Genomic DNA, 19,583 nt, shown 5'->3' with positions numbered 1-19,583 from the left:
CAGCCCGCAATCCGGCGCAAGCTCTGCTGCGGTCGTCGCATAAAGCCATCGCGTGTGGAAAAAGCCACGTCCCGTCCTTGTCGCCCCAAGATGTGGTGTCTAATCGCCGTGCCAAGGAGCTAGTTCCATGTCCGCGCCGTTGATTTCGCCTTCGATCCTGTCCGCCGACTTCTCGCGCCTCGGCGAGGAGGTGCGCGCGATCGACGCTGCCGGGGCCGACTGGATCCATGTCGACGTCATGGACGGACATTTCGTCCCCAATATTACGATCGGCCCGATGGTGGTGAAGGCACTGCGTCCGCACACGACCAAGCCCTTCGACGTTCACCTGATGATCTCGCCCGTCGATTCCTATCTCGAGGCCTTCGCCCAGGCCGGCGCCGACATCATCACGGTTCATCCAGAAGCCGGGCCGCACATCCACCGTACGGTCCAGGCGATCAAGGGTCTGGGCAAGCAGGCAGGCGTCTCGCTCAATCCGGGCACGCCGGCCAAGATGCTCGACTATCTGATCGACGACATCGATCTGGTCCTGATCATGAGCGTCAATCCCGGCTTCGGCGGTCAGAGCTTTATCTCGAGCCAGCTCCGTAAGATCGAGGCGGTGCGCAAGATGATCGACAAGTCGGGCCGCGACATTCGGCTCGAGGTCGACGGCGGCGTCGACGTCGGGACGATACGGTCCTGCGTCGAGGCCGGTGCCGACGTGCTGGTCGCGGGTACGGCGACCTTCCGCGGCGGGCCCGATCGCTATGCCGCCAATATCGCCGCACTCAAGGCTCTGGGCGACTGAATGATTGGCGAGACGGCCATTTCCGATCTCGCCGCAACGCGCCGCTCCGGCGCCGACAACGGAGCCATTCCGCTGGTCGCAGCGGGCGAGGAGAGCGGATTGATCGAGACGGGCGGCAGCGATCCTGATGCCGAGACCGAAATCGCGGCAGGACGCGGCGAGCTGATCGAGCCCGGCCGCGCGTTGGCGCTCGCCGATTTTTCGCCGCCGCCCCTCGGCGCCGGCGAATGGCTGGTTCGCTTCGCCTACCGGCTCGGCGTGCCCGGCTCGATGCTGTCCTCGCCTATGGGCAAGACCAGCAAGACCCGCCTGCTGGCCACCGTTTCCAATCCGCTGCCCGGTGATCGCGCCGGCGGCACCGCGCTGCGCGCCGGCCATTTCCTGGTCCACGGCGCCAAGACGCCGATCGCGCAGATCGACTTTGCCGGCGCCGGCCGGATGACCCCGCCGCTCGAGCGCGTGGTCCATTCGTTCGCCTGGCTCGCCGATCTCGAGGCGAGCTGCCCGCGCGAGCAGGGCGCGCCCGTCGCGGAGCGGATCATTGCCTGCTGGCTCGATGCCAATGGCAAGCCGCCGTCGAAGCCCGGCAAGGGGCCGGCCTGGAGCCTGGCCAATGCCGGCGCGCGCCAGCTCAACTGGCTGGTCCAGGCGCCGCTGATCCTGTCAGGCAAGGACAAGCGCCTGCGTGCGCGGATTCTCAGCGCGATCAGCGAGGGCGCGCGCTGGCTCGACAAGAACGTCGCCCGCGCCGAAGACCTGCTCGGCGCCGTCGCCGGCTGGTGCGGTATCGTCGCCGCGGGGCTGCTGCTGCCCGACGGTCGTGCGCGCCGGCTCTATGGCGAGGCAGGGCTGATCCGCGCGCTCGGCGATCTGATGGGCGACGACGGCGGCGTGCTCTCGCGCAGTCCGCTCGGCCAGATGGAGGCGATCGCCCTCCTCGTCACCCTGCGTGCCTGCTACCGCGCGACCCGGCGCGAGCCGCCAGCTTCGCTCGACAATCTGATCGCCGTGCTCGTGCCGCCGTTGCTGGCACTGACCCATGGCGACGGTTCGCTCGGCTCGTGGCAGGGCTCCTGGGCAATCGACGCCGAGACGATCGCGCGGCTGGTCGATGCCAGCGGCGTACGCACGCGGCCTTTGCGCGACGTGCGCCAGTGGGGCTTCCAGCGCGTGGTCGCGCAAAAAGGGCTGCTGCTGTTCGACGCGGCGCCGCCGCCGATGGCGAAGCACGCGCGCAGCGGCTGCGCCTCGACCCTGGCTTTCGAATTCTCGCAGGGCGGACACCGCATCGTCGTCAACTGCGGCGGTTCGGGCTGTGCCGGCGGGCTCGTCCCGGTACGGCTCGAACAGGGCCTGCGCGCCACGGCGGCCCATTCGACCCTGGTGCTCGACGACGCCAATTCGACGGCGGTGCTGATCAACGGCGGTATCGGTTCGGGCGTGTCCGAGGTCGACATCGACCGCCGTACGCTCGAGGGCGATGCCGGTACCAAGGGACGCGGCCGCGCGACCCGGCTCGAAGGCAGCCACAACGGCTACGCCGCGCGCTATGGCCTGGTCCACCGGCGCATCCTGATCCTGCGCGACGACGGTAACGAGCTGCGCGGCGAGGATCTGCTCGTGCCCACGGGCAAGAAGGGCAAGCGTGGCAAGGTCGGTTTCGCGATTCGCTTCCATCTTGGCCCTAATATCGAGCTCGGCCTGTCCGAGGACGGCAAGGGCGTCGGCATCGCCTTGCCCGACGGCTCCTACTGGCAGTTCCGCGCCGCGGGCGGTGACGTTTCGGTCGAGGATTCGTTCTGGGTCGACGGGCAGGGCCGGCCGATGCCGATCCAGCAGCTCGTGGTCAGCGGCCTGGTCTCGCGCGGGGGCGGCAACTTCGCCTGGCTGCTCAAGAAGATGAGCTGAGAAGAGTAGGGTTTCTCACGCGAAGACGCGAAGAATAAGCGCCCGCGGCAACGCCGCTTTCTCCCCATGGCATTGCGATGATAAGCGAGACCTTTGGCCAGGCGTCAGTTCTTTGCGTCTGCGCGTGAATCCCGTTTCTGCTTTTTCCAATCGTTCGAACAGCGGAAAAACGCCCGCCAGCGCTGGCGAATCGTGCGCAAAGGCCTATGGGGAGCCGCGACTCCTCCGCCAGCAACGAGAGCCCCACCCATGACCGATGTGACCGTCCGCCGCGCGCTGCTTTCCGTTTCCGACAAGGCGGGACTCGCCGATCTCGGCAAGGCGCTCGCCGCGCGCGGGGTCGAGCTGGTGTCGACCGGCGGCACGGCCAAGGCCCTGCGCGATGCCGGGCTGACGGTGAAGGACGTGTCCGAACTGACTGGCTTTCCCGAGATGATGGACGGTCGCGTCAAGACCCTGCACCCCAAGGTCCACGGCGGGCTTCTGGCCGTGCGCGACGACGCCGAGCACGCCAAGGCGATGGCCGAGCACGAGATTGGCGCGATCGACCTCGTCGTCGTCAACCTCTACCCGTTCCGCGAGACCGTGGCCAAGGGCGGCACGCGCGACGAGGTGATCGAGAACATCGACATCGGCGGTCCCTCGATGGTGCGCTCGGCGGCGAAGAACCACGCCTATGTCACGATCCTGACCGATCCCGCCGACTATGCGACCCTGCTGACCGAGCTCGAAGAGACGAACGGCGCGACGCGCATCGACTTCCGCAAGGCGATGGCGGCCAAGGCTTTCGCCGCGACGGCGAGCTACGATGCCGCGATCGCCGGCTGGTTCGCGCGCACCGACCAGCAGCAGCACTTCCCGCCGACGCGCGCGGTCGCGAGCAAACTCGCCACGACCCTGCGCTATGGCGAAAACCCGCACCAGACCGCGGCGCTCTACCTGCCGACCTTCTCCTCGCTCGGCACCGGCATCCCCCAGGCCGAGCAGGTCCAGGGCAAGGAGCTGTCGTACAACAACTACAACGACGCCAATGCCGCGCTCGAGCTGGCGGGCGAGTTCGCCGGCCAGGCGCCGACGGTCGTTATCGTCAAGCACGCCAACCCTTGCGGCGTCGCCACGGCGCCGACCCTGCTCGAAGCCTGGGAAGCCGCGCTGGCTTGCGATTCGGTTTCGGCCTTTGGTGGCATCGTCGCCACCAACGTGCCGCTCGATGGCCCCACCGCCGAGGCGATCTGCAAGATCTTCACCGAAGTCGTCGTCGCCCCGGGCGCTGATGCGGCCGCGCGCGAGGCCTTCACCAAGAAGAAGAACCTGCGCCTGCTGATCAGCCAGGGCCTGCCCGATCCGCTGCGCCAGGGCTTCAACCAGATCGTCATTGCCGGCGGCCTGCTCGTGCAGGACCGCGATACGGGTTCGATCACGCGCGATCAGCTCAAGATCGTCACCAAGCGCCAGCCGACCGACCAGGAGGTGCGCGACTGCCTGTTCGCCTGGACCGTGGCCAAGCACGTCAAGTCGAACGCGATCGTCTATGCCAAGGACGGCGTCACCGCGGGCATCGGCGCGGGTCAGATGAACCGCCGCGATTCGTCGCGCATCGCCGCGATGAAGGCCAAGGAAGCGGCCGAGACCTATGGCTGGGCCTCGGCCCGCACGGTCGGCTCGGCGGTCGCTTCGGATGCTTTCTTCCCCTTCGCCGACGGCCTGCTTGCTGCGGCCGAGGCGGGTGCCACTGCGATCATTCAGCCGGGTGGCTCGATCCGCGACGACGAAGTCATTGCTGCGGCGAACGAAGCAAATCTTGCGATGGTCTTCACTGGAATGCGGCATTTCCGTCACTAAATAGACGGTTCGATCCGCGTCCGGCGCATTTCGTCGGTTCGGCCGCGGGAATGTGGCTTTATTCACTTCGTTGCAAGAGCAGCGGTGGCATGGAGCCTTCCTACCGACGAATCACGAGCTGCTGCCATGACCATCTTCAACGCCGAGTTCTATCGCTACCTCGCCCTGGGCTTCGGTGCCGGGGCGATGCTCGTGCTCGCGACGATCGGCATCGGCGGCACGCAGGAACAGCCCGGCGGCATGGTGACGTCCGCTGTCGCGGCGCCGGCTCAGTAAGCGCGCGGCGGTGAAGCTCTCCGCTTCTCTCCGCCGGCTTCTCCTGCTCCCAGCGCTCGCGGCTATCGCCGCCTGCCAGCAGCTTGCTACCAGCCCTGCCCAGGCGGCCGAGGCCACCGTGGTCGCGCCCCTCGCGCAGCGCCAGGCGAGCGAACCGCGCGGGCTTAAGACGGCGATCTTCGCCGGCGGCTGCTTCTGGGGCGTGGAAGGCGTGTTCAGCCACGTACGCGGCGTGACCAGCGCGGTCTCGGGCTATCATGGCGGCGATGCGAAGACCGCGCGTTACGAGCGGATACACGGCGGCGCGAGCGGCCACGCCGAATCGGTCCGCGTGACCTACGATCCCGCGCGCGTGCGCTACGACCAACTGCTGCGTGTGTTCTTCTCGGTCGTCACCGATCCGACCCAGCTCGATCGCCAGGGACCCGACGTTGGCCGCGAATATCGCAATGCGTTGGTGCCGCTGAGCGCCGAGCAGCGCGCGGTCGCCGAGGCCTATCTCGCGCAGCTGCGCGGCTCGGGCGTCTGGCGCGCGCCGATCGTCACGCGGATCGAGGCCTACCGGCAGTTCTTTCCGGCCGAGGCCTATCACCAGGACTTCATGCTGGCGAACCCGGATCATCCCTATATCCGCCGCTGGGACGCGCCCAAGGTGGCAGCGCTGCGCCAGCTATTCCCCGGTTACTACAAGGCCGGCTTCACCAGCCGCTGATTGCTGCCTATATCGGTGCCATGTCCGGGCAACATCATCATCACGAGCACAGCGGCGAGAACCTGATCGACGCGGCGCGTCACGCGCTCGTCGATTCGGGCGAGCAATGGACCGACATGCGCGCCGACGTGTTCACCGCGCTCGCCGAGCGTGACCGGCCGGCTTCGGCTTACGACATCGCCGAGGCGGTCTCGGCGCTGCGCGGCAAACGCGTCGCGGCCAACAGCGTCTACCGTATCCTCGATCTTTTCGTGCGCACCAACCTCGCGCGGCGGGTCGAGAGCGCCAACGCCTATGTTGCCAACAGCCATCCGGGCTGCCGCCACGACTGCATCTTTCTGATCTGCGATTCGTGCGGGCAGGTGGTCCACATCGACGACGACAAGCTGACCGGCGCGCTGATCGGTGCGGCCAAGCAGGCCGGTTTCGCCGACGTGCGCCCGGTGGTCGAGCTGCGCGGCATGTGCGAGGCCTGCTCCTAGGCATGATTGCCGTCCTGGGAGCCGATAGCCCGATCGGCCTTACCGTGATCCGCGAACTGGGCGAACGGGGGCTGCCCTTGCTGGCCCAGGGCAAGACGCCGCAGGCGCTCGGCCGCTATTCCAAGCACGTGAAGCATTTCGTGGGGACTTCGGCGCCAATCGCCGAATGGCTGCCGCAGCTCGTCGCCCAGCATGGCATCGAGGCGATTCTCGCCTATTCCGAGCATCACCTGCTGCAACTGGCGGCGCTCAAGGGTGCGCTTGGCGACTGCCGGGTGCTCGTCCCCGATGCCGGCAGGCTCGCGACGGTGCTCGACAAGCAGCGGACCTTTGCCGCCGCGGCGCGCGTAGGGATCAGCGTGCCGGCGAGCTGGTCGCCCGCTCTGGGCGAGAACTTCGCCGAAAAGGCCGCGGCGCTGGCCTATCCGGTCGCGATCAAGTGGCCCGATCCCAACGATGTCGCCTCGGCTCTCGCCGCGCAGGGGCTCGATCTCGAGAAGGTCGAATATGCGAAGTCGGCCCAGGAACTGCTCGCGATCCTGCGCCGCTACGATGCCGTCGGCCTCTGGCCGCTCGTCCAGACCTGGTGCCCGGGCCAGGGCCTTGGCCAGATGCTGCACATGCACGGGGGGCGTGCGACCTTGCGCTTCCAGCACAAGCGCCTGCGCGAATGGCCGCCGACGGGCGGCGTATCGAGTTTCTGCGAAGCCGTGCCGCTCGACCAGCATCAGGCGCAGATGGACCTCTCCGAGGCCCTGTTGCGCGAGATCGGCTGGGAAGGCCCGGCTATGGTCGAATATCGTCACGATCCCGCCACCGGCAGCTACTGGCTGATGGAGATCAACGGCCGCTTCTGGGGTTCGATCCCGCTGGCCTATCATGCCGGCGCGCATTTCGCCTGGGAGACCTATCGCTGCCGCGTGCTGGGTCAAAGCGATGCGGCGCAGCCGGAGCTGAAATCACGCCGGGCGCGCTATGTCATCCCCGATAGCAAGCACATCGTTGCGATCCTGCGCGATTCGCGCCTGCCGCTGGGCAGGCGCCTGCGCGCAACGATCGGTTTCCTCGCCGATTTCGGCGATCCGCGGGTCCGCTACTACGTCTGGTCCTGGCGCGATCCCAAGCCGTTCTTCGGTGACATGCTCGCGATCGTCAGGCGCGCCTTGCGGCGGGGAAGCTAGCGCAGAGCCGTTCGACTGCATCCTCGACGCGCGTCAGGCAGACGCGGGTATAGCCGTCGCCGAGCTTGTAGGGATCGTGCAGATGCGGCAGCGGAAGCCCGGCATAGCTGCCGAGCAGCCCGCGCGGCAGGGCCGCGATCGCCGGAATCGTCGCCATCTTGCGCAAGTGGCGCACTTCCATCGCCAGCAGATAGTCGCCGGGCAGCGGCACGAAGTCCTCGACCCGTGTCGTGCGGTGCGGTGACAGATCGAGCCCTCGCTCGGCGGCGATGGCGGCAATCGGCGGATGCGCGGGACTACCGGTGCTGGTCGAGAGGCCGAACGAGGCCGTGGCATAGCCCTCGCGCTGCGCGATCGCCTCGGCGAAGGCGCTGCGGCAGATGTTGCCGTGGCAGACGAAGACCAGCCGGCGCACCGCATCGCGCTCCGGGCGTTGGATCGGTGCGAAGCCCCCGGCGACTTCGGCATAGGACAGGCCGAGGCGCACGGCGCCGCGCGGCGTTCCGAAGCGATCGTCGATCCACTGACGCATCAGGCGCCTCCGTAAAGCGCGTTGGCGGCGGCCTGCTCGACCAGGCGCAGGCCGGTGCGCCAGGGGTTGTGTGGCAGCACGCGCTGCGGCGCGGGCGTGCGGGGGAGCCGGGGCGGGGCATCGGCATAGGTCGCCGTCGTGACGCCCTCCATCCGCGCGAGGCCCGCGCAGACCTGCTCGAAGCGGCGCTTGACGATCTGGTTGGTGCGCAGGCGGTCGCGGCTGGCGAGTTCGAAGCTGTGCGAGACGAGGGTGAAGCTTTCGCCGCCTTGCGAGCGCGTGTGGCGCAGCGCGGCGAGGATTTCGCCGGCCGAAAGCGCGGTGAGCTGGCCGTGGCGCAGTCCGTCGCCGCGCGTGGCTATCGCGCCGATCGGCACTTCGATCACGCCGTAGCGCTCGACCGGCAGGCGATCGTCGGCGCCGAGGCCGATCGCGCAGTCCGATCCGGCGATTCCCGGGCAATGGCTGGTGTCGTAGGCCAGGCCGATTTCGGCGAGCGCGCGCAGTGTATCGTCGTTGGCGCCGTAATTGCCCGCGCGGAAGGCGATCGGTGCGGGTGCCCCCGCGGCGATCAGCGTGTCGCGCGCATAGGCGAGCAGGCGGCATTGTTCATCGAAGGCGAAGTCCTTGATATGCGTGCCGGTCCGCGTGCCGAGCGGATTGGCGCTCCCCGCGAATTCCAGCCATTCGGTGTGCAGGTGAAGCTGGACATCGTGCCCGCGCGCGACGATCGGGCCGACGACGTCAGCGATCGCCGCGACGCCCCAGACCAGTGCCGGCATCGGATCCACGAAGAACACCGCCTTGAGTCCATGACGGTCGAACCGGTCGAGCTGGTAGCCGATGCCGACCGGTCCCGAGGGCGTCTCGCAGGCGATGGCGCGGGCGAAGTTCTCGGCGCGGCAGTCGGTGCCCTGCTGCACGACCATGCCCGCCGAATATTCGGTATCGATCGTGATGTAGACCTGAGTCACCGGGATCAGCGGCCCAGCCCGCCGCGCAGCTTGCGGATCGCGCGGTGGCCCAGCGACTTGGCGAGGTTGCGGTTGGGGAAAGGCGCTGGGCTCGCGGGACTAAGGCCGAGCCCGCGCAGCATGTGATTGAACGCGCGCGCATCGGCTTCGGCGAAACTCCACTCGGAGCGCCAGGTGACCGACAGCGAGATCGAGACTTCCGGACCGTTCTTCACCCAGTGCGGCGCCTTGACCGGCACGTAGAGTGCTTCGCCGGGCTCGATCGTCATGGCCTGGCCGGCGGCGCCGAATTCGTCCTGCCAGGGCAGGTTGCGGTGATGCTGGCCGAGGTGGAACGCCTCGTGGATGCGCGGATCGGCCAGGCGGTCGTCGTGCGCCGGGAACACGGTCATGGTTTTCGAGCCGCGCAGCTGCAGCAGCACGTTGTGTTCGGGATCGAAGTGGAACGGGGTGATCGAACCGGGCGAGGAAATGAACACGAAGCCTTCGAGCTCGAGCATCGGCCCGGTCCGAGGCCGGACGACGGGTTCGAGCTGCGCCAGCACGCTGCCGAGCAGCTCGGCATAGCGCGGGTCCTGCTCGATCCGCTTGAGCACGGCCCAGGACTTGCTCTCGTCGATCGTGCGGATCGTCTCGACGATGCCCAGGTCGCTGGCGGGAATGTCCTGCGGGTCGATGCCGATCGGCATGGCGCCGAGATTGTGCTCGACGCTGTCCGCCGGAAGCGTACCGGCAAGCTCGGCCAGGCTGTCGAGTGCGAGCAGCGGGTGGCCGATCAGGCCATGACCGATCCGGCACGGCGTGTTCGGATAGGCTTGCTTGAGCGTGGCAAGCGCCGCCGCGGGGAACAGATCGCTGGTCATGGCAGGCTTACTATAGTCGGCAGGGGTTAACGGTGGGTTCGCCTTGCAGGCCGTCTGGTCTCCCCTGTCCCGGGGTTTTCGCGCTCTGCTTAACGAGGTCGAAAGCCTTGGGCGTTACACGCTCGTCGCTTGGAACCGTGCAGAGCGCGCAGGAGACGATCGCCGCATGAACATGCTTACTCCTCTGGGAACCAGCGCGACCGAGCGCCGTCGCCGGAGCGAACGCCGGCAGACCGAACGGCTCGACGCCCGCGGCGCGGCGATCGCTGTCGCGCGCGGCGATGGCACCGCGTCCGCGCTCTGCGGCGACATTTCAGGTCATGGCGTGCGCCTGTCGCTCGACCGGCCCATGGCCGTGGGCGAGACCGTCGCACTGCGTTTCGGCCCCGATCTCGATCTCGTCGGACGCGTCGCCTGGGTGAAAGGCGCCGAATGCGGCATAGCCTTCGAACGCGCGGTCGACGGGCCGGTCGGTCTGCCCGCGGTCCGGCGCGACCGGCGGCGGGCGCAACTCGTCTCGCTGCGCCACAACCGGCGCTTCCGCGAAGGCCTCAGCGTCACGGTCGTCCTGCCCGACAGCGAGCACAAGGCGGTCCTGCGCTGGACCGAGGACGATTTCGTCGAGATCTCGATCCTGCCCTGACCGGGGGCTTCAGGTCCCGTCGTCTTCGAGGAAGGCGACGAACCTGCCCGTCAGGCAGCCGGCCACTTCTCCGCGATAGATCAGCTCCGAGCGCACCGCGATTCGCGCGCGTTTCCTGCGCGTAAGCATCCGGATGAAACCGGGCCAGGCCTCGACATCGGCGAGCGCGGAAACTGCAGTGAACGCGCCGGCGATCGGGCGATCGTAGTCCATGCTGTTCGACTGGATGACGATCTCGCCGCGAAGATTCTCGGCGGTCAGACGAAGGTGGACCAGCGACCAGGCGGCGAGAATGCCGAGGGCCGAAACCGAGCCGCCGAAAGCCGTATGCTTGTGATTGATGTTGGGTTCGAGAGGCGCGGCCAGCACGACCGAATCGGGCGCAGCCGATCGCACCGCAACTTGCATCGCCGCCGAGAGCGGGATCTGGCGGTGCAGGTATTCTTCGAGATCGCGAAGCTCCATCACGCGAACTGCGTGAGGCTCAGCACGTTGCCGTCGGGATCGGTGAACCAGGCGACCTGCGCGCCGCCGCCCGGCGGGCTCCAGATCGCGTCGGCGTCTTGGCCGAAGCCCTCATAGACGCGAAAGGTCACGCCCTTGGCCTTGAGTTCGGCCGCCGCGGTGCGGATGTCGGCCACGCCCCAGCCGAGCACGGTGTGGCTCGCGCCGGTGTGGCCGGGCAGGTCGGTGAGTCGGATCGTGGCGCCATCGCCAAGATCGAAGGTCACCGCGAAATCGTCCTCGGAGAGAATCGGCAGGCCCAGCGCGCCGGCGTAGAACGGTTTCGCCTTGCTCCGGTCGGCCGTCAGTATGAAGGCGATCGGCTTTGCGGTCAGCAGCGACATCGGCATTTCCCCCTGGCTCTGCACCTTTGCAGGCGACTGGTAATATTGCGTAAGGCCTCAATCGACACCAGATAATCGAGGGTGTAAGGGCCTTTCAATGACCGCCGATCCGGCTACGCCGCTGCTCGACACGATCGATAACCCCGACGACCTGCGCAAGCTCGCGCCCGAGCAGTTGCGCCAGGTCGCCGACGAGCTCCGTTTGGAGACGATTTCCGCCGTCGGCCAGACCGGCGGACACCTCGGCTCGGGGCTCGGGGTGGTCGAACTGACCGTCGCGATCCACTACGTCTTCAACACGCCGGCCGACCGGCTGATCTGGGACGTCGGCCACCAGGCCTATCCGCACAAAATCATCACCGGCCGCCGGGATCGCATCCGCACCCTGCGTCAGGGTGGCGGGCTTTCGGGCTTCACCAAGCGCAGCGAGAGCGAATACGATCCGTTCGGCGCGGCGCACAGCTCGACCTCGATCTCGGCCGCGCTGGGCTTCGCCGTGGCCAACAAGCTCGCGGGCACGCCGGGCCGCGGCATCGCCGTGATCGGCGACGGCGCGATGAGCGCGGGCATGGCCTACGAGGCGATGAACAACGCCAAGCAGGCCGGCAACCGCCTCGTCGTGATCCTCAACGACAACGACATGTCGATCGCGCCGCCGGTCGGCGGGCTTTCGGCCTATCTGGCCAAGCTGGTCTCCTCGCGCCAGTTCCTCGGCATCCGCGATCTCGCGCGGCGCATCTCGCGCAAGCTGCCCGAGCCGCTGCACCGCGCCGCCAAGAAGACCGATGAATTCGCGCGCGGCATGGCCATGGGCGGCACCTTCTTCGAGGAGCTGGGCTTCTACTATGTCGGCCCGATCGACGGCCACAACCTCGACCAGTTGATCCCGGTGCTCGAGAACGTGCGCGATGCCGCTGAAGGCCCGTGCCTGATCCACGTCGTCACCACCAAGGGCAAGGGCTATGCCCCGGCCGAGGAAAGCGCCGACAAGTATCACGGCGTGCAGAAGTTCAACGTCGTCACCGGCGAGCAAGCCAAGGGCGCGGCCGGTCCGCCAAGCTACACCAATGTGTTCGCCCAGGCGCTGATCGCCGAGGCGACGCGCGACAGCACGGTCTGCGCGATCACTGCGGCGATGCCTTCGGGCACCGGGCTCGACAAGTTCGGCCAGACCTTCCCCGATCGCGCGTTCGACGTCGGCATTGCCGAGCAGCACGCGGTGACTTTCGCCGCGGGTCTCGCCGCACAGGGCATGCGCCCGTTCTGCGCAATCTATTCGACCTTCCTGCAGCGCGCTTACGACCAGGTGGTCCACGACGTCGCGATCCAGAACCTGCCCGTGCGCTTCGCCATCGATCGCGCCGGCCTGGTTGGCGCCGACGGCGCGACTCACGCGGGCTCGTTCGACGTGACCTATCTCGCCAGCCTGCCGAACATGGTGGTCATGGCCGCGGCCGACGAGGCCGAGCTCGTGCACATGACGCATACAGCGGCCTGCCACGATTCGGGCCCGATTGCCTTCCGCTATCCGCGCGGCAACGGCACCGGCGTACCGCTGCCCGAAAATCCTGAACGGCTCGCGATCGGCAAGGGCCGGGTGGTGCGGCAGGGCAGCAAGATCGCGCTGCTCTCGCTCGGCACGCGCCTGGCCGAAGCGCTCAAGGCGGCCGACCAGCTCGAGGCCAAGGGGCTGTCGACAACGGTTGCCGATCTGCGTTTCGTCAAACCGCTCGACGACGAACTGATCCGCAAGCTGATTGCCACGCACGAGGTGGTGGTCACGATCGAGGAAGGCGCGATCGGGGGCCTCGGCGCCCACGTGCTGACCATGGCCAGCGACGAGGGGCTGACCGACGCCGGCCTCAAGATCCGCACCATGCGGTTGCCGGATGTGTTCCAGGATCACGACAGCCCGGACAAGCAGTACGACACCGCGGGCCTCAACGCGCCGCAGATCGTCGATACCGTGCTCAAGGCGCTGCGCCACAACAGCGCTGGGGTCAGCGAAGCGCGGGCGTGAGCCGGCGAGCCGCTATCGGCTCGTTTGACTCCGCGCCTGTCGCGTCCCATCATCACGCTATGCCGAACCCGGTCGTTACCAGCCGTTTCCGCTTCCATGGGGGGCAGCTTCTCGCGGGCATCTAGCCCCGGGTTCCGGAGCCTTGCGCCCCGAGCCCGGGGTGACCAGCGATCCCCGCGCGCGTGATCGCGCGCTCTCCGGAAGGTATTCAGGCATGACGAACGACCAGGCCGCGCCGCGGCCGCCGATACATATGATCGACAGCGAAGCCGAGACGCTCTCCAATCTCGCGCTCGGCATCGAGGACCGGCTTCCCGACGTGAGTGCGATGCTCATCGAGGAGATCAGCCGTGCCACGCTCCACCCGCGCGCGACGATCGCGCCCGAGGTGGTGACGATGAACGCCGAGGTGAGCTTCATCGACGAGGCCAGCGGCGCCGAGCGCTGCGTGCGGATCGTTTTTCCGCGCGAAGCGGACATTGCCGCGGGTCGTATCTCGATCCTGACGCCGGTCGGCGCCGGGCTGATCGGGCTGGGCATGGGCCAGTCGATCGTCTGGCCCGATCGCGACGGGCACGAGCGGCGGCTGACGATCGTCGCGGTAAGTCAGCCGCCGGCCTGAGGCACGATGGCTGGCCGGTCGGGGGCGGGCGCCCCCGGTCGCCTCAGACCTTGGGCAGGCCGACCACCGCCGGCTCGCCCTCGCCGCCGCCCGGCACGTTCGCCTGATCCGCCGGCGTCACGCGATCCTCGAGCGTGTCGAGGTGCATCCATCGCTTCACCCAGCGAGAGAGCACCAGCACCACGACGGCGACGACGATCGTGGTCCAGCCGATCTTCTCGTAGATGCCCAGGGTCAGTTCCTTCGACATCTCGCCGCTTTCGCCGCCGGTGGCTTCGCCGATCTTGCCCGCGACGAAATTGCCCACCGCGGTCATGTAGAACCAGGCGCCCATGATGAAGCTGCCCAGGTGCAGCGGCGCGAGCCGGGTCATTGCCGACAGGCCGACCGGCGAGAGGCAGAGCTCGCCCGTGGTCGCCAGCAGGTAGATCAGGAACACGAAGATTACCGGAGTCATCGTCTCGAGGCCGACTGCGCGCGCGCCCCAGACGAAGACGAGGAACGAAAGTCCGACCTGGATCAGCGCGAGGCCGAACTTGGCCGGAGCCGAAGGTTCGAGTCCCTTACGGCCCAGCCACTGCCACAGCGCCGCGAAGATCGGCCCAAAGATCACGATGTAGATCGGGTTGATCGACTGGAACAGGCTGGTCGGCACGCCCTGGCGATCGACGAAACGATCGGTGTAAAGGCTCAACGAGCCGCCGGCCTGCTCGAACAGGCCCCAGAAGATCGGGTTGAGCGCAATCAGGAACAGAATCGCGAACATGCGCTCGCGCGGCTCCTTGGGGAGTTTGAACGCCTCGTAAAGCGTGTAGCCGAGCATCGCGATGCCGCTGACGATCAGCAGGTTCTGGATCACGCCCTGATACTGGATCAGGAACCAGATCACCGCCACGGCGCCCGCACCGACGCCGTAGAGTGTCCATTCGCGGCTGCCGACCAACGGCTTGGGCGGCTCGCCCTGGCCCTTAAGCGCGGGCTTGCCGATCATGAAGATGATCAGGCCCAGCACCATGCCGATGCCGGCGAGGCCGAAGCCCCAGGACCAGCCGATCGTCTCGCCCAGATAGCCGACGAGGATCGTGCCGAGCGCGGCGCCGACGTTCACGCCCATGTAGAAGATCGTGTAGGCAGCGTCGCGGCGTGTGTCGCGCAGGCCATAGAGCTGGCCGACGATGACCGAGATGTTGGCCTTGAGAAAGCCCGAGCCGACGCAGATCAGCGCGAGGGCCAGCCAGAACACGTTGATCGCCGGATCGGCCTGCTTGACCAGCGGATCGGTGACGCCGTGCATCCCCTCGACCGCCATGAACAGGTGGCCCAGTGCGAGCAGCGCGCCACCGAAGACCACGGCCTTGCGCTGGCCCAGATAGCGGTCGGCCAGATAGCCGCCGAGCACGGGGGTGATGTAGACCAGACTGGTATAGGCGCCGTAGATCAGGTTCGACTTGCCGTCGCCGAACAGCCAGAACTTGGTCAGATAGAGGATCAGCAGCGCGCGCATGCCGTAGTAGGAGAAGCGTTCCCACATCTCGGCGTAGAACAGCACGAACAGCCCGCGGGGGTGGCCGACGAACTCCTCGCTCTTGCGCGTCGCGATCATCGCGCCGATGCCGAGGAAGGCGAACAGGGCGAAGGCACCGATGGCGGCGATCCAATCGCCTTCGTTCCACAGGGAAATCGGCTTCATCGGCGCGAAAGCTTCATAGGCGGCACGGTCCTTCGATGGGCAGCAATCATGCAGGATAGCCCCAGTTTCCGCGCGAGAAAAGCGCGCTGAGCCGAAAACGGCGTTCTCATGCTCGCGCACGCCAGCGAAATGATACGCAACGGTAAAATTGGGTGACTTAACTTCCGTGTTCCAGCTTTCCGTATTGCGAATACGACACCGAAGTGGCATTTTGTCCTGGCACGAGAATGGCGGGGATGGCCGTTCGCGCAGAGGATCTTCGTCGGAAGGTCCGGGTCACGGTTAAGGGGTACTCATCTTATGATCCGATCCGAGCTTCTGCAGGCCTTGGCCAAGGAGAATCCCGAACTGCGCATCGAAGACGTCGAGCGCGCGGTCGATACCTTTTTCGATGAGGTGACCGACAGCCTCGCGCAAGGCGGCCGGGTCGAGCTGCGTGGCTTCGGCGCCTTCTCGACGCGCCAGCGCGAAGCCCGCAAGGGCCGCAATCCGCGCACCGGCGACACGGTCGAGGTGCCCGAGAAGCGGGTACCCTATTTCAAGCCAGGTAAGGAAATGCGCGCTCGCCTGAACGTCGGGTGAGCCGATAGTGGACGGTTGCTACCGGCCCGCCCGTCTGCGAGAGACGGCGTCGCAGCGCCCCGCGGACGTGGCGGAATGGTAGACGCAGCGGACTTAAAATCCGCTTGGGTATCCCAGTGCGGGTTCGAGTCCCGCCGTCCGCACCAGATCAGTATCGGGTCTCGAATCCCGCGCGATTGCGCGTGCGAGCCCGTGCGCAAGGAGAATTCGACGTAATCGAATGACGAAGAAGGGGAGGATGCAATGAAAACATATAACAGCAAGACATTCGAATCTCGGCGCGGGCTGCGCCTGGCTGCCATGCTCGGCGCGACTGCGCTGGCACCTCTGGCTGCGAGTCCCGCCTGGGCTCAGGCGGCGGCGGAGGCCAGCGTCGACAACAACACGATCGTCGTCACCGCGCAGCGCCGTGCGGAAGCGGTCGAGGACGTGCCGATGACGGTTACCGTCGTCACGCCCGAGACTCTGAGCCAGCTCGGCGTCAACAGCGTTCGCGACCTGCAGAACGTGACCTCGGGCTTTTCGCTCAACAACAGCGGTACCTATCCGCAGCCGGCGATCCGCGGCGTCACCACGACGAACTCCGGATCCTATGAGAACAACGTCGCGCTGTGGGTCGACGGGCTCTATCAGATCACGCCGCAGATTCTGAACATGGATCTGCCCAACGTTCAGAGCATCCAGGTCCTGAAGGGGCCACAAGGTGCGCTCTACGGCCGCAATGCCACCGGCGGTGCGATCCTGCTCGATACGCTCGATCCGACCAGCGACATGAAGGGCAATCTCGAGGTGACCTACGGCCGCTTCGACGATCGGCGCGCACGCGGCTACATTTCGGGACCGCTCAGCGAGAACGTCGGCTTCAGCATCGCGGGCACTTATCGCAAGACCGACGGCTACTACAAAAAGGTCAGCCTCACCGACGTGACGAAGACCGACGGTCGCACGTTCGGGCTCGAGCAGGAATCGGTCAGGGCCAAGCTCAAGGGTGATCTGGGCGCGCTGACGGCCACGCTTGCCTACAATTACACGCGGGCGAATGACCCGCGCGGTGCCTTCTTCACGCCGTTTGAGAATCTGACGGCGGGCTTCACCCCGCGAAACCTGGGCGAGGTTTCCGAAGATGCGGCCGTGCTCGACTTCAAGCAGCACGAGGGATCGCTCAAGCTGGAACTGGATACGGGGATCGGCACGTTGCGCTCGGTCACCGGCTACCAGCACTCGACGCTCGTCACGACCTACGATTCCGATGGCCGCTACAGCGCCTTCGGTCTCACCGGCGTTGCCAACGATACGATCTCGGATTCTCTGATCTACGAGGATACCTGGCAGGAAAACGTCGACTTCACGATCGACGCCATCGAGAATCTCGACCTGATCATTGGCGGCACCTACTTCCAGAACAAGGAGAAGTTCGGGAAGGGACGAGAGAACGCCAACTACGTGTTCCCGAACACGGCCACCTCGGGTCCGGGCACGCCGTTTTCGGCCTACCGCCTCGCCTCGACCAGCGACTATGCGCGCAAGAAAGAGGCATTCGCGCTGTTCCTCGACGCGACCTTCCGCGTGAGCGACAAGCTCAGCGTCAATGTGGGTGGCCGCTACAGCAAGGAAACGCAGGACATCACGGCCGTAAAGACGTCGTACTGCGCCGTGCTGACGGGCTGCGCAGCGCTCGGCGCCACGGCGATCACCATTCCGTTCGGCGCTACGCGCGGGCAGAACTACAACGCGGCCAACGGATCGACGTATAGCAAGTTCACGCCGCGTGCTTCGATCCGCTATGAGATCGCGCCGCGGACGAACGTCTACGCCAGCTATTCGCAGGGCTTCAAGGCCGGCGAATGGAACGGCGTCATTCCGTTCGACAATGCCGCCACCTGGAGGCAATTTGGTCAGATCGGCCAGGAAACGATCGACGCCTTCGAAGTCGGCATCAAGGGCGCGGGCAGCAATTACAGCTTCGATCTCGCCGGCTTCTATTACAAGTATCATGATCTCCAGGTCAGCTCGGTCCAGTTCGTCAACGGCGTCACCGGCGTTCTGCTGCAGAGCATTCCCGAGGCCAGGATCAAGGGTATTGAGGGCAACTTCAGCTTCAACGTGACGCCGGAATTCAAGATTAACGCCGGCGCCACCTGGCTGCATGCGCGCTATGGCGACGGCGCCTATTATCGCGGTACTTCCGTCAACCCGGCGGCCGTGCCGGCCTTCCCCAATTCGGCCGATCCGCTCCGCGGCATGACCAACGTGTTCATTCCGCCGGCCTGGCAGGACATTTCGGGCATGCAGATGGTGCGTGCTCCGGATTTCTCGGGCTTCGTCGGGCTCGAGTACAAGGTGCCACAAGGCGAAGGCGGGCTGACCTTCGCGGCCAACCTCAAGTACACCACGAGCTACGTCGTGACCGATGCCTCGATCTGGGGTGGTGAGACCGATGCCTCGTACACGGCGCGCCTGGCCGCCGCGGGCGGGGGCAACATCGCTCCGAACAACCAGCAGATCTTCACGGCTGCGGGCGCTGCGGGCCAGCCCTATCTCGCCCGCGCGAACGAGCAGCGCGCGCGGCAGGGCGCCTATGCCCTGGTCAACGCATCGGTCACTTGGACCGATCCGACCGACCACTTCTATGTGCGTGTCTGGGGTAACAACCTGACGAACAAGATCTACAAGGTCCATTACCGACCGACCACGCGTACCTATGCGCCTATCGGCGAGCCGCTGACCTTCGGTGGTACGGTCGGCTACAAGTTCTGATCCCAACCGTCGTAGTTGTTTTGAGGGTCCGGTGGCTTTGATGCTGCCGGACCCTTCTTCTTTTGTCCGGTCCGCTCAAGTCCTGAAGTCAGTCTTAATAAGACATTAGGTCGTATCGCATATCCTTCGGTTTGAAATCAGTCACGACGGTGCCCGTCTCCGCACCGTTCGGACAGCCATCAGGTGCGGAATGGACGAAGTGCGGGCCAATCAGGAAAGCGGGCAGCCGCGGCAGGTCTCGGTCGAGGATCTGCGCGCCGCGCCGCGCTTCACGCTGCTGATCCGCAGCGCAAAGCTGCTCTGCGAGCACGGCGAATACCTCTGCATCATCCGCGACGTCTCGGCGAGCGGCGTGCGCCTGCGCACGTTCCATCCGCTACCGGCGATCCAGGCCTTCTCGCTCGAGCTGTCGTCGGGCGAGCGCTTCGATCTGGAGCGGGTGTGGGAGGGCGGCGATCACGCCGGCTTCCGCTTTGCCGACTGGATCGAGGTCAAGGACTTCATCGCCGAAGCCAGCCCCTATCCCAAGCGCTCGCTGCGTCTGCGGCTCGAGTTTCCCGCGAAGCTCGAGGTCGACGGCAACAGCGGCGAGGCCATGATCCGCGATCTCTCGCGTGAGGGCGCGCGGATCGAGAGCGAACTGCCCCTGGCGATCCGCCAGAAGGTGCGGATATCGGCCAAGGGCTTCCCTTCGATCGTCTGCAACGTGGCCTGGCGTTCGGCCACGGCCTATGGCCTGGTCTTCCAGCAGGTCTTCACGTTCGAAGAGCTGGCCAAGCTCGCGGCGCAGCTCCAGCCGGTCAGTCGGTCGATCGCGCCGTCACCGTCGGCGATCGCGCGCCGGATCGCCTGATGCCG

19 protein-coding genes and 1 tRNA gene are annotated in these 19,583 nt (G+C 66.5%); 14 read left to right on the top strand and 6 right to left on the bottom strand.

Annotation, left to right across the window (positions count from 1 at the left end):
• Positions 1-127 precede the first annotated feature (127 nt).
• From rpe to WG901_RS09960, 7 genes are all read left to right on the top strand, one after another.
• Positions 128-793: a ribulose-phosphate 3-epimerase gene (gene rpe / locus WG901_RS09990; RefSeq protein WP_339586920.1), complete on the top strand. Its 666-nt coding sequence runs from the start codon at positions 128-130 to the stop codon at positions 791-793.
• Complete coding sequence (locus WG901_RS09985; RefSeq protein WP_339586919.1) at positions 794-2,701, top strand: heparinase II/III family protein; 1,908 nt, start codon at positions 794-796, stop codon at positions 2,699-2,701.
• 249 nt (positions 2,702-2,950) lie between these two features.
• Positions 2,951-4,543, top strand: a complete 1,593-nt coding sequence (gene purH, locus WG901_RS09980; protein ID WP_339586918.1) for a bifunctional phosphoribosylaminoimidazolecarboxamide formyltransferase/IMP cyclohydrolase — start codon at positions 2,951-2,953, stop codon at positions 4,541-4,543.
• Between the two features lie 126 nt (positions 4,544-4,669).
• Positions 4,670-4,819 (top strand): hypothetical protein, encoded by a 150-nt coding sequence (locus tag WG901_RS09975; RefSeq protein WP_339586917.1) that lies wholly within the window; start codon positions 4,670-4,672, stop codon positions 4,817-4,819.
• 10 nt (positions 4,820-4,829) lie between these two features.
• Positions 4,830-5,531 carry a peptide-methionine (S)-S-oxide reductase MsrA gene (gene msrA / locus WG901_RS09970; RefSeq protein WP_339586916.1) on the top strand — a complete coding sequence of 234 codons (702 nt, stop codon included), beginning with the start codon at positions 4,830-4,832 and terminating at the stop codon, positions 5,529-5,531.
• Positions 5,532-5,551: 20 nt separating this feature from the next.
• Entirely contained in the window at positions 5,552-6,013 is a 462-nt protein-coding gene (locus WG901_RS09965; protein WP_339586915.1) for a Fur family transcriptional regulator, read from the top strand.
• A 2-nt stretch (positions 6,014-6,015) separates the two neighbouring features.
• Positions 6,016-7,194: a carboxylate--amine ligase gene (locus WG901_RS09960; protein WP_339586914.1), complete on the top strand. Its 1,179-nt coding sequence runs from the start codon at positions 6,016-6,018 to the stop codon at positions 7,192-7,194.
• Here the strand turns inward: WG901_RS09960 and WG901_RS09955 are convergent.
• From WG901_RS09955 to WG901_RS09945, 3 genes are read right to left on the bottom strand one after another with little or no spacing between them, the layout of a single operon-like run.
• Complete coding sequence (locus WG901_RS09955) at positions 7,166-7,726, bottom strand: arsenate reductase/protein-tyrosine-phosphatase family protein (protein WP_339586913.1); 561 nt, start codon at positions 7,724-7,726, stop codon at positions 7,166-7,168. The two genes, WG901_RS09960 and WG901_RS09955, sit on opposite strands and share 29 nt — an antisense overlap.
• Positions 7,726-8,700 carry a polysaccharide deacetylase family protein gene (locus WG901_RS09950; protein WP_339586912.1) on the bottom strand — a complete coding sequence of 325 codons (975 nt, stop codon included), beginning with the start codon at positions 8,698-8,700 and terminating at the stop codon, positions 7,726-7,728. The genes WG901_RS09955 and WG901_RS09950 overlap by 1 nt, the downstream gene beginning before the upstream one ends.
• A gap of 5 nt (positions 8,701-8,705) precedes the next feature.
• Positions 8,706-9,563, bottom strand: coding sequence for a cupin-like domain-containing protein (locus WG901_RS09945; RefSeq protein WP_339586911.1), 858 nt, complete (start codon positions 9,561-9,563; stop codon positions 8,706-8,708).
• Between the two features lie 166 nt (positions 9,564-9,729).
• Here WG901_RS09945 and WG901_RS09940 point away from each other — a divergent pair, with 166 nt between their 5' ends.
• Positions 9,730-10,206 carry a PilZ domain-containing protein gene (locus WG901_RS09940; protein WP_339586910.1) on the top strand — a complete coding sequence of 159 codons (477 nt, stop codon included), beginning with the start codon at positions 9,730-9,732 and terminating at the stop codon, positions 10,204-10,206.
• 9 nt (positions 10,207-10,215) lie between these two features.
• On the opposite strand, the gene WG901_RS09935 is transcribed toward WG901_RS09940, so the two are convergent.
• Both WG901_RS09935 and WG901_RS09930 read right to left on the bottom strand, forming a co-directional pair.
• Positions 10,216-10,671, bottom strand: a complete 456-nt coding sequence (locus tag WG901_RS09935) for a YiiD C-terminal domain-containing protein (protein ID WP_339587697.1) — start codon at positions 10,669-10,671, stop codon at positions 10,216-10,218.
• Positions 10,671-11,054 (bottom strand): VOC family protein, encoded by a 384-nt coding sequence (locus WG901_RS09930; RefSeq protein ID WP_339586909.1) that lies wholly within the window; start codon positions 11,052-11,054, stop codon positions 10,671-10,673. Before WG901_RS09930 ends, WG901_RS09935 begins: the two co-directional genes overlap by 1 nt.
• A gap of 97 nt (positions 11,055-11,151) precedes the next feature.
• Between WG901_RS09930 and dxs the strand changes: the two genes are divergently transcribed.
• Together dxs and rnk are read left to right on the top strand one after the other, a co-directional pair.
• Positions 11,152-13,074: a 1-deoxy-D-xylulose-5-phosphate synthase gene (gene dxs / locus WG901_RS09925; RefSeq protein WP_339586908.1), complete on the top strand. Its 1,923-nt coding sequence runs from the start codon at positions 11,152-11,154 to the stop codon at positions 13,072-13,074.
• Positions 13,075-13,288: 214 nt separating this feature from the next.
• Positions 13,289-13,696, top strand: a complete 408-nt coding sequence (gene rnk / locus WG901_RS09920) for a nucleoside diphosphate kinase regulator (RefSeq protein ID WP_339586907.1) — start codon at positions 13,289-13,291, stop codon at positions 13,694-13,696.
• A gap of 43 nt (positions 13,697-13,739) precedes the next feature.
• Here the strand turns inward: rnk and WG901_RS09915 are convergent, their stop codons facing one another.
• Positions 13,740-15,386 carry a peptide MFS transporter gene (locus tag WG901_RS09915; RefSeq protein WP_339586906.1) on the bottom strand — a complete coding sequence of 549 codons (1,647 nt, stop codon included), beginning with the start codon at positions 15,384-15,386 and terminating at the stop codon, positions 13,740-13,742.
• Positions 15,387-15,686: 300 nt separating this feature from the next.
• Here WG901_RS09915 and WG901_RS09910 point away from each other — a divergent pair, with 300 nt between their 5' ends.
• The 4 genes from WG901_RS09910 to WG901_RS09895 all read left to right on the top strand — a co-directional run bounded on the left by WG901_RS09910 (position 15,687) and on the right by WG901_RS09895 (position 19,578).
• Positions 15,687-15,968 carry an integration host factor subunit beta gene (locus WG901_RS09910; RefSeq protein WP_339586905.1) on the top strand — a complete coding sequence of 94 codons (282 nt, stop codon included), beginning with the start codon at positions 15,687-15,689 and terminating at the stop codon, positions 15,966-15,968.
• Positions 15,969-16,029: 61 nt separating this feature from the next.
• Positions 16,030-16,114 (top strand) — tRNA-Leu (locus WG901_RS09905).
• Positions 16,115-16,211: 97 nt separating this feature from the next.
• Positions 16,212-18,725 (top strand): TonB-dependent receptor, encoded by a 2,514-nt coding sequence (locus WG901_RS09900; RefSeq protein WP_339586904.1) that lies wholly within the window; start codon positions 16,212-16,214, stop codon positions 18,723-18,725.
• Between the two features lie 190 nt (positions 18,726-18,915).
• The gene (locus WG901_RS09895) at positions 18,916-19,578 is read left to right on the top strand and encodes a PilZ domain-containing protein (protein WP_339586903.1); all 663 of its coding nucleotides are present in this window, start codon (positions 18,916-18,918) and stop codon (positions 19,576-19,578) included.
• The last annotated feature ends 5 nt before the right edge of the window (positions 19,579-19,583 follow it).

The sequence above is a fragment of the Novosphingobium anseongense genome, from assembly GCF_037482895.1.
GTDB lineage: Bacteria > Pseudomonadota > Alphaproteobacteria > Sphingomonadales > Sphingomonadaceae > Novosphingobium > Novosphingobium anseongense.
The sequence above is the reverse complement of the archived record's forward strand: the minus strand, read 5'-3'. Positions and strand labels throughout refer to the sequence as shown.